The 15,527-nt window shown below is 58.6% G+C and carries 16 protein-coding genes and 1 tRNA gene; 7 read left to right on the forward strand and 10 right to left on the reverse strand.

The features are described 5' to 3' along the window. The first annotated feature begins 132 nt into the window (after window positions 1–132). The 3 genes from GA830_RS05990 (at window position 133) to nirK (ending at window position 3,088) form a co-directional block, all read left to right on the forward strand. Window positions 133–576, forward strand: a complete 444-nt coding sequence (locus tag GA830_RS05990) for a pseudoazurin (RefSeq protein ID WP_195164802.1) — start codon at window positions 133–135, stop codon at window positions 574–576. Between the two features lie 103 nt (window positions 577–679). Further along, complete coding sequence (locus tag GA830_RS05995; RefSeq protein ID WP_195164163.1) at window positions 680–1,855, forward strand: NnrS family protein; 1,176 nt, start codon at window positions 680–682, stop codon at window positions 1,853–1,855. A gap of 141 nt (window positions 1,856–1,996) precedes the next feature. Further along, a complete protein-coding gene (gene nirK, locus GA830_RS06000) occupies window positions 1,997–3,088 on the forward strand; it encodes a copper-containing nitrite reductase (RefSeq protein ID WP_195164164.1) in 1,092 nt (363 codons plus the stop codon). A 414-nt stretch (window positions 3,089–3,502) separates the two neighbouring features. Here the strand turns inward: nirK and GA830_RS06005 are convergent, their stop codons facing one another. From GA830_RS06005 to GA830_RS06030, 6 genes are all read right to left on the reverse strand, one after another. After that, entirely contained in the window at window positions 3,503–4,468 is a 966-nt protein-coding gene (locus GA830_RS06005) for a DMT family transporter (protein ID WP_195164165.1), read from the reverse strand. 73 nt (window positions 4,469–4,541) lie between these two features. Then, complete coding sequence (locus GA830_RS06010; protein WP_195164166.1) at window positions 4,542–5,162, reverse strand: cysteine hydrolase family protein; 621 nt, start codon at window positions 5,160–5,162, stop codon at window positions 4,542–4,544. Window positions 5,163–5,230: 68 nt separating this feature from the next. Further along, window positions 5,231–6,016: an ABC transporter permease gene (locus GA830_RS06015; protein WP_258045573.1), complete on the reverse strand. Its 786-nt coding sequence runs from the start codon at window positions 6,014–6,016 to the stop codon at window positions 5,231–5,233. 4 nt (window positions 6,017–6,020) lie between these two features. Then, entirely contained in the window at window positions 6,021–6,710 is a 690-nt protein-coding gene (locus GA830_RS06020; RefSeq protein ID WP_195164167.1) for an ABC transporter permease, read from the reverse strand. Between the two features lie 82 nt (window positions 6,711–6,792). Beyond that, window positions 6,793–7,566: a transporter substrate-binding domain-containing protein gene (locus tag GA830_RS06025; protein ID WP_210330847.1), complete on the reverse strand. Its 774-nt coding sequence runs from the start codon at window positions 7,564–7,566 to the stop codon at window positions 6,793–6,795. A 67-nt stretch (window positions 7,567–7,633) separates the two neighbouring features. Beyond that, on the reverse strand, window positions 7,634–8,410 hold the full coding sequence (locus GA830_RS06030; protein ID WP_195164168.1) for an ABC transporter ATP-binding protein: 777 nt from the start codon (window positions 8,408–8,410) through the stop codon (window positions 7,634–7,636). Between the two features lie 158 nt (window positions 8,411–8,568). Here GA830_RS06030 and GA830_RS06035 point away from each other — a divergent pair, with 158 nt between their 5' ends. After that, a complete protein-coding gene (locus tag GA830_RS06035; RefSeq protein ID WP_195164169.1) occupies window positions 8,569–9,450 on the forward strand; it encodes a LysR substrate-binding domain-containing protein in 882 nt (293 codons plus the stop codon). 36 nt (window positions 9,451–9,486) lie between these two features. Here the strand turns inward: GA830_RS06035 and GA830_RS06040 are convergent, their stop codons facing one another. The 4 genes from GA830_RS06040 to GA830_RS06055 all read right to left on the reverse strand — a co-directional run bounded on the left by GA830_RS06040 (window position 9,487) and on the right by GA830_RS06055 (window position 11,381). Continuing rightward, complete coding sequence (locus tag GA830_RS06040; protein ID WP_195164170.1) at window positions 9,487–9,843, reverse strand: hypothetical protein; 357 nt, start codon at window positions 9,841–9,843, stop codon at window positions 9,487–9,489. Window positions 9,844–9,873: 30 nt separating this feature from the next. After that, window positions 9,874–10,074 (reverse strand): isochorismatase family protein, encoded by a 201-nt coding sequence (locus GA830_RS06045; protein WP_195164171.1) that lies wholly within the window; start codon window positions 10,072–10,074, stop codon window positions 9,874–9,876. A 687-nt stretch (window positions 10,075–10,761) separates the two neighbouring features. Then, window positions 10,762–10,837, reverse strand: a tRNA-Ala gene (locus GA830_RS06050). Window positions 10,838–10,985: 148 nt separating this feature from the next. Beyond that, entirely contained in the window at window positions 10,986–11,381 is a 396-nt protein-coding gene (locus tag GA830_RS06055) for a TIGR02300 family protein (RefSeq protein ID WP_195164172.1), read from the reverse strand. Between the two features lie 195 nt (window positions 11,382–11,576). On the opposite strand from GA830_RS06055, the gene aroA reads away from it, so the two are divergent. From aroA to rpsA, 3 genes are all read left to right on the forward strand, one after another. Continuing rightward, the gene (aroA, locus tag GA830_RS06060) at window positions 11,577–12,917 is read left to right on the forward strand and encodes a 3-phosphoshikimate 1-carboxyvinyltransferase (RefSeq protein WP_195164173.1); all 1,341 of its coding nucleotides are present in this window, start codon (window positions 11,577–11,579) and stop codon (window positions 12,915–12,917) included. Then, window positions 12,914–13,567 carry a (d)CMP kinase gene (gene cmk, locus GA830_RS06065; protein ID WP_195164174.1) on the forward strand — a complete coding sequence of 218 codons (654 nt, stop codon included), beginning with the start codon at window positions 12,914–12,916 and terminating at the stop codon, window positions 13,565–13,567. The genes aroA and cmk overlap by 4 nt, the downstream gene beginning before the upstream one ends. Window positions 13,568–13,780: 213 nt before the next feature. Beyond that, a complete protein-coding gene (rpsA, locus tag GA830_RS06070) occupies window positions 13,781–15,523 on the forward strand; it encodes a 30S ribosomal protein S1 (RefSeq protein ID WP_195164175.1) in 1,743 nt (580 codons plus the stop codon). The last annotated feature ends 4 nt before the right edge of the window (window positions 15,524–15,527 follow it).

Below are 15,527 nucleotides of genomic sequence, written 5' to 3' on the forward strand. Positions count from 1 at the left end.
TGAGGCGCCTCGACGACGCACGGGCTGCTTAAAAAATTATTCGGAGATTTGCGCCAGCGCAAACCCGATGCGGTTCGGTCGGGTAGATTGCGGGCGACGGTGGATGCCGTGATGAACAACAAGGATAAGCAGATGAGATTTCCCCTGATTGCCGCCGCCGCCACTGTAATGCTCATTTTCGCGGGCGGAGCGAACGCCGAAGAACATGTGGTCAACATGCTCAACAAAGGCGCGAAAGGCTCGATGGTCTTTGAACCAGCGTATGTGAAGGCCTCCGCCGGAGATACGGTCAAGTTCGTGCCGACTGATAAGTCGCACAATGCCGAAACCATCAAGGGAATGCTCCCCGACGGCGCCGAGGCGTTTAAGGGCAAGATGAATGCCGAGGTCATCGTGACGTTGACACAGGAAGGCGTCTACGGAGTCAAATGCGCCCCGCATTATGGCATGGGCATGGTGGCGCTGATCGTTGTCGGCCAGCCGGTCAACCTGGAGGCCGCGAGTGCGGTCAAGCAGACCGGAAAGGCGAAAGCGACATTCGCCGATCTGTTCAGCCAGGTCGCAGCGCCAAACTGAGCGCTCTTGTTACGACGGCAAGCCCCTCGGCGCCGGCTTGGTCGGGCGGCGCAGGCCCGATGCCCAGGGAGGTGGTCTCTGCGGCCCTTTCGTGGAGGCCAAAATGGCAATTCCGAGACTCCGATCCTATGCGGGGCCAAGCATACTTTCTTATGGCTTCCGCCCCTTCTTCCTGTTGGGTTCGCTCTATGCCGGACTGTCGATCCTCTTCTGGCTGCCAATGTATGCCGGCCTGGTTGAGACCCACAGCGCGTTCGCTCCCGTCGACTGGCATGTCCATGAAATGCTTTTCGGCTATCTATCGGCAGTCGTTACCGGGTTCCTCTTCACCGCGATCCCCAACTGGACTGGACGGCTCCCCGTACAGGGGCTTCCGCTTCTTGGGCTCGCACTGCTCTGGGTCGCTGGCCGACTGGCTGTTTTCTTCACGACCGAAATCGGCTGGGCGACAGGTGCAGTCGTGGATGTGGCGTTTCTGGCCACGGTTGTGGTCCTGATTGCGCGCGAAATCATCTCGGGCAGAAACTGGCGCAACCTCAAGGTACTTATACCTTTGCTCATACTCTTTGCCGCAGACATTGCCTTCCATCTGGAGGCGCATTTCGGCGGAATGTCGAACGTCAGCCGCCGCTTGGGCATCGCTGCCGCCATTATGTTCATCACAATCATCGGTGGCCGCATTATTCCGAGCTTCACACGCAACTGGCTTGTGCGCGAAAATCCTGGCCGCCTTCCTTCGCCGTTCGGTCGGTTCGACGTTTTCACGATAGCTGTCACAGCCGCAGCGCTCGCCTCGTGGACGATCCTGCCCTGGAACCGCGTGTCGGGAGGGTTTCTTTTCGCCGCAGCTTTTTGCCAAATGATCCGCCTGGCACGTTGGACCGGATACCGAACCATCAGGGATCCCTTGGTCGCCATGCTGCACTTGGCCTATGGTTTCGTGCCGCTCGGCTTCCTCCTGCTCGCGCTGTCGGTCTTCTTCCAGGAGGCAGTGCCGCAAGCCGCGGGAATCCATGCCTTCGGCGGCGGGGCGGTGGGATCTATGACCGTTGCGGTGATGGTCAGGGCGACGCTCGGACATACCGGACGCCCGTTGAAAGCGGGAACCGGCACGGTATTTCTCTTCGCAGCGATCCTTCTCGCCGGAACATGCCGTGTCTTTGGCGCGGTGGCGCCCCAGGCCGATGTCATTACCGTCGCTGGCATCTTGTGGGCAGCAGCATTCCTTGGTTTTGCAGTCATCTACGGACGGGCGTTGCTTCGTCCCAACCTGCGCTAGTGGATTGCAGAAATCGGCGGCGCTGGCGTTTCGCAAATAAGCTGGCGCATTCTTTGAAGGTTTGCGCCAGCGCAAAGACGCAGCTCACCAACGATGCAAATCTCCATGCATCAACCAGTCCGACGCACGAAGGAGACCAACATGCTTACGAGACGCGAAGCTCTTATGGGAACGGCAATGGCCGCTGCCCTTTCGGTTCTTCCGGCCATGGCCGCGGCAACAGACGTAGCAGGGCTCCCACGCGTCAAGGTCAGCCTTGTCGCACCACCTTTCGTGCACGCTCACGACCAGGTCGCCAGGGGCGGTCCCAAGGTGATCGAGTTCACCATGAGGATAGAGGAGAAGCCTGTCGTCATCGACGGCGAAGGAACAACCCTGCGAGGCATGACCTACGATGGGTCCATTCCTGGTCCGATGATGGTCGTCCACGAGGGCGACTATCTTGAACTCACGCTGGTCAATCCCGAAGCCAACGAGATGGCCCACAATATCGACTTTCACGCCGCCACAGGTGCCCTCGGCGGCGGCGCGCTGACCCACGTCAATCCGGGTGAACAGGTTACCTTGCGCTTCAAGGCAACCCGCACAGGCACCTTTGTCTATCACTGCGCCCCAGAGGGAATGATCCCTTGGCATGTCGTGTCCGGCATGAGCGGAACCGTCATGGTATTGCCTCGCGATGGCCTGAAGAACGACAAGGGCGAACCCGTCCTCTACGACCAGATCTACTATGTCGGCGAGAATGAGTTCTACATTCCGCGCGACGAAACCGGGGCCTTCAAGAAGTACGGATCCCTGGGCGAAAGCTACGACGAGACGATGGCCGTCATGCGCGGCCTGATCCCGACTCATGTTGTGTTCAACGGCGCGGTCGGCGCGCTCACGGGAGAAAACGCTCTCAAGGCCAAGGTCGGAGAAACCGTGCTGATCGTCCATTCGCAGGCCAATCGCGATACGCGACCGCATCTTATCGGAGGGCATGGCGACTATGTCTGGGAACAGGGCAAGTTCGCCAACCCGCCAGCCAAAGACCTCGAAACCTGGTTCATCCGCGGCGGATCGGCCGGCGCTGCCCTTTATACGTTCCTACAGCCCGGGATCTACGCCTATGTGAACCACAATCTGATCGAAGCCGCAGAACTCGGTGCGACCGCGCATTTCATGGTCGAAGGCGAATGGGACGACGATCTCATGACGCAGGTCGCCGCCCCCGGCCCGATTCCGACTCATTGATCTAACGTGAAATGACTGCAGCCGCGACCTTGTGGAAAGCCCTCGAGGTCGTGCCTGTGTTCAGGGGCAAGTCCATGTCACTCGCCGCCGTTGTCTGCATCGCCATAGTATACAGCGTCGCTTCCGAGATCCCGTGCTTGCGGAAAGAACGCCAGCCCGCTCCCGCCTCATGCTCGCGCAAAACCGCGATGATCGAGGTTGATCTGCGGCGATGCTTTACGTCGATGAATAGGCAGACATTCGCGAGAGTCGAGCGCCGGCTTGCAGGACTGAATGCTTGGCGCTTTTGAAAAGGAAGATCGCGGGCCTCGCGGAACGGTAGCGCTGAGACCATTCACTGCCGACGACGCGGTTACGCCACAACGAGCTGCGACCGACAGGCATCTCTCACCAGCGGTCTACGTTACAACACCATCAATTGTCTTGCGACTGTCCAATCGTAAGTGCGGTGCCTGAAACCAGGATCAGCCCGATTCCAAGCATGGCGAGCAGGTTGGTCTCCAGCCCCCAAAGCATGAACGCCCAGAGGCTGGCGAAGATGAGGAACGAATATTCCACCACTGCGACGTGAGAGGGGACGCCGATGCGGTAGGCTTCGGCTATGCAGGTCACCGCAATGACGGCGCCCACGGCCTGAAAGAATGTCAGCCAGATAAGGCGCCCCGATGGCGCAACCCAGCCGCCTGTAAGGAAGTTGGGGGTTTCGACAGGAAAGAGACTGAAATAGATCAATATGGCCACGCTAATCATGCCGATAACCGCAAAGACGCCGGCGGCCAGCACAACCGGGCTTTCCTCGCCACAGAGGTGAGGCGTCAGCAACATGCCGAGACCATAGCAAACGCCTGCAACCAGAGGCAGCAAAGACAGCAGGCTCAGTGATTGCAGGTCAGGTTGCAGCAACATCAGCACACCGGCAAAGCCGGCGGCGATTGCGAGGGTTTGAAACAGCGTGATGTGGGCAGAAAACAGAACAATCGAAAACAGGAGTACCCAGATTGGTGCGCTGAACAATCCGGCCCCGGCCTGGGCGACGGGCAGTATCCCCAATGTCGCAAAATAGATCAGCAGACCGGCTGAAACGACTAGGCTTCGCAGCGCGGTTTTGTGAAAATTAACGGGCCGCAGGCTTTGGCCGGAAATACTCCCGATCACCACCAGCAATGGAATTGCAATCAGCGTCCGGAGTACCTGGAACTGCCAAATTGCAGCTTCTTCCGCGACGCTCCCGACGAAATTGTCGATGAAGCTCAGGATTGCCGAGGCAAACAAGGCCAGAACCGCGGCACGGGTTCGCGGACTGCCCAGCCAGAACTGCTTGCAGCGTTTCGCCGGACCCGCTGTTGCGGGGCCGTGTGGTGCAGTGGATTTGACCGTCATTGTCGGTTGGCTCTATTCCGTCGGGACCTGGCAGACCCGGCCTGGCAGTGCTGCACGGCGGGGAGCCGCGATGTCAGCGTTGTGCGTCCATCGCCTGGAGCACTTCGTCCATCTGACGAACAGCGCCGGTCTGCAGATATTCCATCGCCCGCAGAGAGGCATTGTGAGCTTCAAGACTGGAGCCGCCGACGCAGTCTTCGATGACGCGGCAGAAATAATCACCCTGATGCGCGTCGGCATAGGTGTAGTGGACGCAGACATCGGTGAGGCCGCCGGTCAGGATCAGCGTTTCAGCCTTCAAACCCTTGAGCAGGATTTCCAAATCTGTGCCGTAAAATGCCGAGTAGCGGCGCTTCTGGATCAGGTAGTCATCCTTGCGAAAGCCCAGGACTTCCTTGGCGACTTCGGTCTCGGGGTTGCTGTCGAGGCAATGGACATCCTCGTCGCCGTCGAGTTCGCGACCGAAATCGATCAGGTTGGCGCGATGGATCTCCTGGATGAAGATCACCGGGATACCCACTTCGCGGGCCTTGTCGATGACCGTGCGCGTGCGCGCCATGCGCTCTGCATAGTCAGGCATGTGATCGATCGAGCGCACTTCCTTCTTCACAAAAGTCGACTGCTGGATATCGATGACAATCAGCGCCGATTTGCCCTCAATCAGTTCTCTCTTCTTGCCGTTCGGATTGGCCATGGTTTTCCTCTTTCATGTGGTCCCACGGGATTGGTGGGAAACGGAGTTTGGGTGTGAAGTCGTAGGGATCAGGTTTGGGCGACCAGCACCGGTCCGGCCTCTGTTTCGCGGGGGCGCAGATGCCCGAGATAGCGTTTTTCCGCATAGGCAAAGAGGCGCGTGATCGCGAACACGATGATCATGTAGAACACCATCGCGGTGACGAAGCCTTCATAAGCGAGGTAGTAGCGGCCATTGAGCCAGCGGCCGACGCCGAGCAGATCCTGCAGCGTGACAAGGCTGGCAATGGCCGAGCCATGCAGTGTGAAGATGACCTCGTTGGAATAGGCGGGCAGCGCACGGCGAAAGGCGCTGGGCAGGACAATCAGGCGCATTCGCGTCAACGGCGACATGCCGCAGGCCTTGGAGGCTTCGATCTCGCCTGCAGGTGTGGTCTCGATCGCGCCGCGCAAAAATTCGGTGGTGTAGGCGCAGCTGTTGAGGACAAACGCGATCAGCACGCACCACCAGGGACTGCTGAGGACCGGCTCCCAAAGGAAGCTTTCGCGCACCGATTCGAACTGGCCCAGCCCGTAATAGAACAGATAGACCTGAACCAACAGCGGCGTGCCGCGAAACAGATAGGTGAAGCTCCAGATGGCGGGATTGAGCAGCGGGGTTTTGTAGGCCCGCGCGATCGCCATCGGAATGGCCAGCAAGCCGCCCAGAAACAGTGCCAGAAATGTCAGCTCAAGTGTGACCAGCGCACCATAGAAAAACCGGTCGAGATGATCATAGACCAACAGGAAATCCAGCGGCGACATAATCTCGCTGAATGAGCGCAGATAGTCGAAGAATGTACGTTCCTGTTCCATGCTTCTAGCCCCTCGCCAGACCGACGCTGTATTTGCGTTCGACCCATCTCAGCCCGATGTCAGAAATGGCGGTGATCGCCAGATAAATCAGCAGGACGGCGATCATGAACGAGAACAGCTGGTGCACCGATCTACCGGCGGCAACCGAATTCCAGACCAGATCATGCAGGCCGATCACCGAGACCAGTGCGGTGGACTTGACCAGAACCAGCCAATTGTTTGCAAAGCTGGGCAGTGCATAGCGCACCATCTGCGGCCAGGTCACGACAGTGAAGACCTTCGCCAGGCTCATGCCGGCTGCCACTGCTGCTTCCAGCTGGCCTTTCGGGATGGCCATGATGGCGCCGCGAAAGGTCTCAGCCATATAGGCGCCAAAGATGAAACCGAGCGTGAGAACACCGGCGAGGAACTGGTTGACGTCGACATAGTCCCACCAGCCGGTCCGGGTGCCCAGAGCATTTACCGCGGCCTGTCCGCCGTAAAATATCAGCATCATCAAAACGAGTTCGGGAACGCTGCGAACAAGGGTCGTGTAGCCATTGCCGAGATGTCGCAGCAGGGGTGTCTGCGACATTTTCAGAAAAGCCCCGACAAGGCCGCAGATGATCGACAAGAGAAGCGAAAGCAGCGCCAGCGAGATGGTCACGAGCGTTCCGCTGAGTATTACCTCTCTATATTCGATTACCGCGTTCATCCAAGCCTCTCCGGCTGTGTTTCGAGCTATTGGTAAGCGAGGGCAACGCCATGGCTGCCCTCGCTGTCACTGAAGGCGCAGATCAGTTCCCGTAGACGTCGAAAGGGAAGTACTTGTCGTTGGCGGCCTTGTAGGTGCCGTTCGTGCGCATCGCGCTGATGGCCGTGGAGATTTCATCGGCCAGGGGGTCGTCCTTGCGCACGGCAACGCCGACGCCTTCGCCCAGGCAGGCTGCATCATCGAGATCGCCGCCGATGAAATCGAAGTCTTTTCCGGCGTCGGTCGACAGAAATCCGTCAACCGCCTGGATCGAGTTGGAAATCTGCGCATCAAGCCGCCCGGCAGCCAGGTCGGTGTAGACATCTTCCTGATTGCTGTAGAGGCTGATGACGGCGTCTGGCGTATGCTTTTCAACATAGCACTGGTAGGTGGTGCCACGCAGAAGACCGATCCTCAGGCCCTTGGAGCCTTCCTTGCTGAAATCATAATCGGCACCCTTCTTGGCAATGAAGCGCGTCGGTGTCTGGTAATATTTTTTTGAGAAGCTAACCTTCTTCTTGCGATCTTCGGTGATCGACATCGAGGCCACGATGGCATCGTATTTGCGCGAGATCAGGGCCGGGATCATGCCGTCCCATTCCTGCTCGACCAGTTCGCATTCGCGCTTCAGTTCGGCGCAGATTGCCAGGGCGATGTCGATATCAAAGCCAGACAAGGTTCCGTCGGCTTCCTTTTTCGAGAACGGCGGGTAGGCGCCTTCGACGCCAATTCGTAACGGCTCGGCAGCGATTGCCTGGCTGCCAACCAGCATTGTTGCGCCGATCAGTGTGGCGGAAACGATTATCTTGAAGTTCATTGCTCTTCTCCCATTGAGTGTGGTGGTCGTATTTCTTTGCCCATCCGATCATTTCGGACTGGCACCGCTAATTTCGTGTGGTCGACAGAAATTGCTGGAACCGTTCTGATTGAGGATTTTCGAACATGGTTTGAGGCGCGCCGGCCTCTTCGATCAGTCCCTTGTGCAAAAAGATGACCCGGGACGAGACATCGCGGGCAAACGCCATTTCATGGGTGACGACAACCATTGTGCGGCCCTCATCGGCGAGCGACCGCATTACCTTGAGAACTTCGCCGACAAGCTCCGGGTCGAGCGCGGATGTCGGCTCGTCAAACAGCATGACTTCCGGCTCCATGGCCAAGGCCCGGGCAATGGCGGTCCGTTGCTGCTGGCCGCCGGAGATATGGGCAGGGTAATAATTGCGACGCTCATACATGCCTACGCGGTGCAGCATGGCGTCGGCCTTCTCGATGGCCTCCGCTTTCGACTTGCCGAGAACATGGACTGGACCGGCGGTGACATTTTCCAGCACGGTCATATGGGCCCAAAGATTGAAGCCCTGAAACACCATGGCCAGCCGTGAACGGATACGCTCGACCTGGCGTCGGTCCGCAGGTCTTGACGCCCCGGTGCCGTCCGGGATCATGTTGATGACTTCGCCATGCACGGTCACGGTGCCAGAATTGGGCATCTCAAGCAGGTTGATGCAGCGAAGGAAGGTGCTCTTGCCCGATCCGGAGGAGCCGATCATGGAAATCACGTCGCCTTCGTTGGCGTGAAGATCGACGCCCTTGAGCACTTCGATGGGGCCGAAGCTCTTGTGCAGGTCTTCGACGACGAGTGCTGGCGTATCCTCGGACATGAACTTCCCCGTGGTGATTGCTGCGCGTTTCTGCAATCCAGATGTCGTGATAAAGCCTAGCCGCCTCAAACTCTCAGCGTGAGTGCAAAGTCCTTTACCTGAGCATTAGGTCAGCTTACGCTACAATGATGAGATACAAGCTTCCTCCACTGTCTGCATTGCGCGCTTTCGAGGCGGCTTCGCGCACCGAGAACTTTGCAGAAGCCGGTCGGGAACTGGGCGTGACGCATAGCGCTATCAGTCAGCAGATCCGCACGATTGAGGACTGGCTCCAGGTCAAGCTGTTCGAGCGGCATGGCAACCGGGTTGGTCTTTCCCACGAAGGCGCGGCTTTACGTCCACGCATCAATGACGCATTCGAAATCCTTGCGGAGGCTTGCGCCTATATACAGCGTGCTCGAAGAACGCTGTCGCTGAATGTCAGTGCAGAACCGGCCTTTGCATCACGCTGGCTGCGGCCCCGTCTGGTCGATTTTCGCGAACTGCATCCGGAGATCGAAGTTCACCTGTTCTCGGGATGGGATCAGAAATCGCCGCAGGGTACTGGTGTGGATGTCATCATTCATTTCGAGGAGCGGCTGAAGGAATTCGTTCACATCTCCGATCGATTGTTCCCGGTCTATGGCTACCCGGCCTGTTCGCCCGCGTTCCGGGAGAAAGTTACCAGGGATTCGACACCTTTCGATCTGAACACAGTGCCGCTGATCCATGACAACTCCAGGATGATGTGGCGGCGCTGGTTCAATGAACATATGCCCGGCAGCACGGCATGGCGGTCCGGATATGTCTATTCGGATTTGTCGCTGGCGATCGATGCAGCGACGGATGGAGAAGGAATGTTTCTTGCCGATGACATCCTCTGCAAGAACGAAATCACCCAGGGCAACCTGATAAGGCTTATGCCCGAAACAATGTTGTGCACATGGTACTGCGCCGGCGTCGCTAATGACAGAAACACCAATACGGCGGTGCGGGTGTTTCTTGACTGGCTTATCTCAGCCAGTCAAGGACGTCTTAGCCCGCCTGATGAACAGCGATGAGCGTTGGTGCGCGAACAAGATCTCAACGATTTTTGCTTATGGGGCTGAAATCCCCACTAGCTTGAATGAACCAGCATGCCGCACAAGCATAACGCCGGCCGCGCAGCGCGGTTTTGTGAAAATTAACGGGCCGCAGGCTTTGGCCGGAATACTCCCGATCACCACCAGCAATGGAATTGCAATCAGCGTCCGGAGTACCTGGAACTGCCAGATTGCAGCTTCTTCCGCGACGCTCCCGACGAAATTGTCGATGAAGCTCAGCATTGCCGAGGCAAACAAGGCCAGAACCGCGGCACGGGTTCGCGGACTGCCCAGCCAGAACTGCTTGCAGCGTTTCGCCGGACCCGCAGGTACGAAACCTTGTTGTGCAGTGGACTTTACCAGCATCGTCAATCGGCTCCACACCATCGGGACCTGAACCTTTCAGTGCTGGGAGTCCATCGCCTGGAGTACTTCGTCCATTTTGCGCACGGCGCCGGTTTGGAGATACTGCATCGCGCGCAGAGAGGCATCATGCGCCTCAAGGCTGGAGCCGCCGACGCAGTCTTCGATGACACGGCAGAAATAGTCGCCCTGATGCGCGTCAGCAAAGGTGTAAACCCGTCCCCGAAGCGGAGATGTCATCCGCAAAGGCGGTTTGTGTCCCAGCTCCGAAAGCTGTCGCCATGGAGACGGCAGACAACGCCGCCCAAATCTTCAACTTCATCACCAAGCCATTCGTCAAAAACCCGAGAACAGTAAGCAGCGAATATATGTTTGCTGCAAGCTAATCATCGCATTGCGGTGAACATCACCTTGACCCGAACGCCAAATGCTTCATGAACCGGTCGCCAGGATTGCAGCAATCGCCATCACCCCGATAAGGGCAATCAGTGCAAATTTTTCAGCAACCGTTTGCTGACCTATGTTCCAGTGACTGCCCCGAAAATGGTGAGCGATGTGGCGGCCAGTTGCGGTGAGGCGTCACATGGTCTCTTGAGTACGTTATCGCGAGTGCATCGAGCCAGTATGACCGGTCGCTACTACCTGTTTCCTAGCATGTAGGCCCGCTGCGCATGTCACGCGGGTGGTCAACGCGATGGCCGTTCTCCATGTCGATGTAGAGAACGTCACTCTGTTCGCATTCAATCGAGCCCGTAACCACCACAAGCAACGGCAATGGCCAGAAATGCCGGCTCCCATTGAAATATAGTTCATCCACTTGGATGACAAAATAGCAGGGCTGCGCGAGAGATAAGAGGGGAACGTCGTGGGGAAAGACCCCCTGCAAACCGAGACGCTCAATAATTTCAGACACTTGGAAGGGTTGTTTGGTGGAGCCAAGCGGGATCGAACCGCTGACCTCCTGCATGCCATGCAGGCGCTCTCCCAGCTGAGCTATGGCCCCATTTTTCCGGTTTGTGGCCGGCGCCGTTGCGGCGGTCTTTTGCGCAGGTCTGGCATCTGCGCAGTCGAACGCGGCTTCTAACCCCGCCCATCGTCAAGATCAAGCCCTGCGCGCGCTCCTTTTTCGGGCCGCGCAGGTGCCTGTAGGATCAGGTGTCGTCGTCGTCGTCGCCCACGCCGATAATGTCGGCGACGTCGTCATCATCTTCCTCATCGTCATCAGCAAGGAAGGTGTCGTCGTCATCGTCATCACCGAGATCAACATCGTCATCGTCGTCGCCATCAGCGGTGTCGGCACCGTCGGCCTTGGTCTCTTCATCGGCCTCTTCGAGCGACACCACTTCCACGGCGTCATCTTCGGAGTCGGCTTCCTTCTCTTCAACCTCTTCCTCGGGCTCGGCCATGCTATCCGTCACTGATTCAAAATAAGAGCGCGGATATGACTTACCCGTGTAGGGCGAAACGATCGGATTCTTGTTCAGATCATAGAATTTCTGGCCCGTTTCCGGGTCAATGCGTTTGGTGCCAAGTTCGGGTTTAGCCACGGTCCAGCCTCGTCATAAAAAGGTTGGTCCCCTTAACCAAGCTTTGCGGCCCTGTCAAAGCCTAATGGACGCACATTCAAATGAGCCCGAAAACCGCGGGTTCGAGCCATTATTCGAGGGATGACCGCACCAAGCGCTCATGCTAGGAGACTGCCCGGCAACAGCTTTACAGTTCACGCAACGCAAGGAACTTCGATGTCGCACAGTCATGCACCCCGGCCCGCGACGGCCCGCCGCTCGCGCGCTTTGTCCGGCACGGTGCGAGTTCCCGGCGACAAGTCGATCTCTCACCGCTCTTTTATGTTTGGTGGGCTGGCATCGGGCGAGACACGCATTACCGGCCTGCTTGAGGGCGAAGATGTCATGCGCACCGGCGAGGCGATGAAGGCGATGGGTGCGCATATACAAAAGACCGGAACCGAATGGGTGATCCGCGGCACCGGGAACGGCGCCTTGCTTGAGCCGCAGGCGCCACTCGATTTCGGCAATGCCGGCACCGGCTCTCGGCTGACCATGGGTCTTGTAGGCACCTATGACATGGAGACAACCTTTATCGGTGACGCTTCGCTGTCAGGCAGGCCGATGGGCCGTGTTCTCAATCCGCTGCGCGAGATGGGTGTACAGGTGCTGGAGGCTTCACCCGGCGATCGCATGCCCATCAGACTGCATGGCCCGAAGGTGGCAGCACCGATTGAATATCGCGTCCCCATGGCGTCCGCCCAGGTCAAGTCCGCCGTTCTGCTTGCCGGGCTGAACACGCCGGGGGTCACCACGGTGATCGAACCGGTGATGACGCGTGACCACACCGAAAAGATGCTCAAGGGCTTTGGCGCCAATCTCGAAGTCGAAACCAACAGGCAGGGCGTGCGCCATATCCGCATCGAAGGACAAGGCAAGCTCACCGGCCAGACCATCGCTATTCCGGGCGACCCATCGTCCGCCAGCTTTCCGCTGGTGGCCGCGCTGATTGTCCCAGGCTCCGACATCACCATTGAAAACGTGCTGATGAACCCGACCCGCACAGGCCTTCTGCTTACGCTCCAGGAAATGGGCGGCAAGATCGAGATCCTCAATTTACGCAATGAAGGCGGCGAGGAGGTCGCAGATCTGCGCGTGCGCAGCTCGGAGCTCAAGGGTGTCACGGTGCCGCCTGAACGCGCGCCATCGATGATCGACGAGTATCCGGTGCTGGCAGTGGCTGCCGCTTTTGCTCGGGGAGAGACGGTGATGGACGGGCTCGACGAATTGCGGGTCAAGGAAAGCGACCGCCTTGCGGCAGTCGCGCGCGGACTAGAAGCCAACGGCATCGACTGCACGGAGGGCGAGATGTCGCTCACCGTACGCGGCCACCCGGATGGCAAGGGGCTTGGTGGCGGTACCGTTAAAACCCATCTCGATCATCGCATCGCCATGGCGTTTCTGGTGCTGGGCATGGCTACTGACAAACCGGTGACCATCGACGATGCGGCGATGATTGTCACCAGCTTCCCAGAGTTCATGGGCCTCATGTCGGGACTTGGCGCTGAGGTCGCATGACGGGAAAAACGCTTACCATCGCCATCGATGGTCCGGCCGGCGCCGGCAAGGGCACGCTAGCAAGACGGCTCGCCGATCATTACCGGCTGAACCTTCTCGATACCGGCCTGACCTATCGCGCGGTAGCGCATGCGCTGTTGCAATATGGCCTGCCGCTGGACAATGTCGCCGCTGCCGAGACTGCTGCTCGGCAGGTCAATCTTGGTGAACTGGACCGCACGGTGCTTTCGGCCCATGCGGTGGGAGAAGCAGCATCCAAAGTGGCGGTTATCCCGACCGTTCGGCGCATCCTTGTGGAAAAGCAACGCGCCTTCGCCAGCACCCCACCGGGCGCCGTTCTGGATGGGCGCGACATCGGTACGGTGGTGTGCCCCGAGGCGCGCATAAAACTCTACGTCACCGCACGCGCCGATGTGCGAGCCCGCCGTCGGCTGGCCGAGATCGAGGCGATGGGTGGGCAGGCGGAGTTCGAGACGATCCTCGCCGACATTGAAGGCCGCGACGCGCGCGACATGGGCCGCGAGGATTCTCCGCTGCGCCCCGCGCCCGACGCCCACTTGCTCGATACGTCAGAAATGGCTATAGAGACCGCGTTTCTGGCAGCCAAATCCATCATTGATGGCGTCTTGCAGCCGCGAAACACAGCCTGAAGCATCGCATGACGCTTTGATTGCCGTCTTACCGGCACGCTTTGCCATTGCAAGCATCAGGATGGGACGACAACCGCCTGCCAGCATTCATTTGCGCCGGAACAGCCGCTGACGCGGCACCAAGGTCTTCATTGACCGGGATACTGGCCAGGCAAACGCAACGCTAACCCACGGCGCAGGCCTGGCTTTTTTGCCGGGCTCTCAGGAGAAACAATGTCACAAGCTAATCCCACCCGCGATGATTTTGCCTCGCTGCTCGATGAATCGTTTTCCGACGGTCATTCCGGCGAAGGCCAGGTTGTCCGTGGCCTGATCACGGCCATCGAAAAAGACATGGCCATTATCGATGTTGGCCTCAAGGTTGAAGGCCGCGTGCCGCTGAAGGAATTCGGTGTTCGCGCCAAGGACAACGAACTGAAAGTCGGCGATTACGTCGAGGTCTATGTCGAGCGCATCGAAAACGCGCTGGGCGAAGCCATGCTGAGCCGCGAGAAGGCCCGCCGCGAAGAGAGCTGGGTCAAGCTCGAAGAGAAATTTGCCAAGGGCGAGCGCGTTGAAGGCGTCATCTTCAACCAGGTCAAGGGTGGCTTCACAGTCGACCTCGACGGTGCTGTGGCGTTCCTGCCGCGCAGCCAGGTTGATATCCGCCCGATCCGCGATGTCACGCCCCTGATGCACAACCCGCAGCCCTTCGAGATCCTGAAGATGGATCGTCGTCGTGGCAACATCGTTGTGTCGCGTCGTACCGTGCTTGAAGAGAGCCGTGCAGAACAGCGTTCGGAAATCGTCCAGAACCTTGAAGAAGGTCAGGTCGTTGACGGCGTCGTCAAGAACATTACCGATTATGGTGCGTTCGTTGACCTCGGCGGCATTGACGGGCTGCTGCACGTCACCGACATGGCATGGCGCCGCGTCAACCATCCGACCGAGATCCTCAATATCGGCCAGACGGTCAAGGTGCAGATCATCCGCATCAACCAGGAAACCCACCGTATCTCGCTCGGCATGAAGCAGCTCGAGAGCGATCCGTGGGAAGGCATCGGCGCCAAGTACCCACTTGGCAAAAAGATCACCGGTACCGTCACCAACATCACTGACTACGGCGCATTTGTTGAGCTGGAGCCAGGGATTGAAGGTCTTATCCACGTTTCAGAAATGTCGTGGACCAAGAAGAACGCGCATCCCGGCAAGATCCTTTCGACCACGCAGGAAGTCGACGTGGTGGTGCTCGAGGTCGACCCGACCAAGCGGCGCATCTCGCTCGGTCTCAAGCAGACGCTCGAAAACCCATGGGAAGCCTTTGCCCGCAACCACCCGACGGGTTCGGAAGTGGAAGGCGAAGTCAAGAACAAGACTGAGTTCGGCCTGTTCATTGGCCTTGAAGGCGATGTCGACGGCATGGTTCACCTCTCCGATCTCGACTGGACCCGTCCAGGCGAACAGGTGATCGAGGAGTACAATCGTGGCGATATGGTCAAGGCTCAGGTACTCGACGTTGATGTCGAGAAAGAGCGTATCTCGCTGGGCGTGAAGCAGATGACGGGAGCTGGTGCCGGAGCCGGAGCCGGAGCTGGAGCTGGAGCCGGTGGTTCTGCCGGCGCACCGGAAGGCCCGACTTCAGGCGACCTGCGCAAAAATGCGGTCGTCACCTGCGAAGTCATCGGCGTCAAGGATGGCGGGTTGGAAGTGAAGCTCGTTGATCACGACATCGAAACCTTCATCAAGCGTTCCGACCTGTCGCGTGACCGTGACGAGCAGCGCCCTGAGCGTTTCTCGAATGGCCAGAAGTTCGACGCCCGCGTCATCGCCTTCGACAAGAAGACCCGCAAGTTGCAGGTCTCCATCAAGGCGTTGGAAATCGCTGAAGAGAAGCAGGCGGTCGCGCAGTATGGCTCGACCGATTCCGGCGCGTCGCTCGGCGACATCCTTGGCGCGGCTCTAAAGAACCGCAACTAGGCTT

The sequence above is a fragment of the Mesorhizobium sp. NBSH29 genome, from assembly GCF_015500055.1.
Taxonomy (GTDB): domain Bacteria; phylum Pseudomonadota; class Alphaproteobacteria; order Rhizobiales; family Rhizobiaceae; genus Neomesorhizobium.

Coding starts and splice junctions, on each gene's coding strand:
- aroA (WP_195164173.1), top strand. CDS start 11,577: ATGTCGCACAGTCATGCACCCCGGCCCGCGACGGCCCGCCGCTCGCGC.
- GA830_RS06045 (WP_195164171.1), bottom strand. CDS start 10,074: ATGACATCTCCGCTTCGGGGACGGGTTTACACCTTTGCTGACGCGCAT.
- GA830_RS06020 (WP_195164167.1), bottom strand. CDS start 6,710: ATGAACGCGGTAATCGAATATAGAGAGGTAATACTCAGCGGAACGCTC.
- GA830_RS06030 (WP_195164168.1), bottom strand. CDS start 8,410: ATGTCCGAGGATACGCCAGCACTCGTCGTCGAAGACCTGCACAAGAGC.
- GA830_RS06010 (WP_195164166.1), bottom strand. CDS start 5,162: ATGGCCAATCCGAACGGCAAGAAGAGAGAACTGATTGAGGGCAAATCG.
- GA830_RS06015 (WP_258045573.1), bottom strand. CDS start 6,016: ATGGAACAGGAACGTACATTCTTCGACTATCTGCGCTCATTCAGCGAG.
- GA830_RS05990 (WP_195164802.1), top strand. CDS start 133: ATGAGATTTCCCCTGATTGCCGCCGCCGCCACTGTAATGCTCATTTTC.
- cmk (WP_195164174.1), top strand. CDS start 12,914: ATGACGGGAAAAACGCTTACCATCGCCATCGATGGTCCGGCCGGCGCC.
- GA830_RS06025 (WP_210330847.1), bottom strand. CDS start 7,566: ATGAACTTCAAGATAATCGTTTCCGCCACACTGATCGGCGCAACAATG.
- GA830_RS06005 (WP_195164165.1), bottom strand. CDS start 4,468: ATGACGGTCAAATCCACTGCACCACACGGCCCCGCAACAGCGGGTCCG.
- GA830_RS05995 (WP_195164163.1), top strand. CDS start 680: ATGGCAATTCCGAGACTCCGATCCTATGCGGGGCCAAGCATACTTTCT.
- rpsA (WP_195164175.1), top strand. CDS start 13,781: ATGTCACAAGCTAATCCCACCCGCGATGATTTTGCCTCGCTGCTCGAT.
- nirK (WP_195164164.1), top strand. CDS start 1,997: ATGCTTACGAGACGCGAAGCTCTTATGGGAACGGCAATGGCCGCTGCC.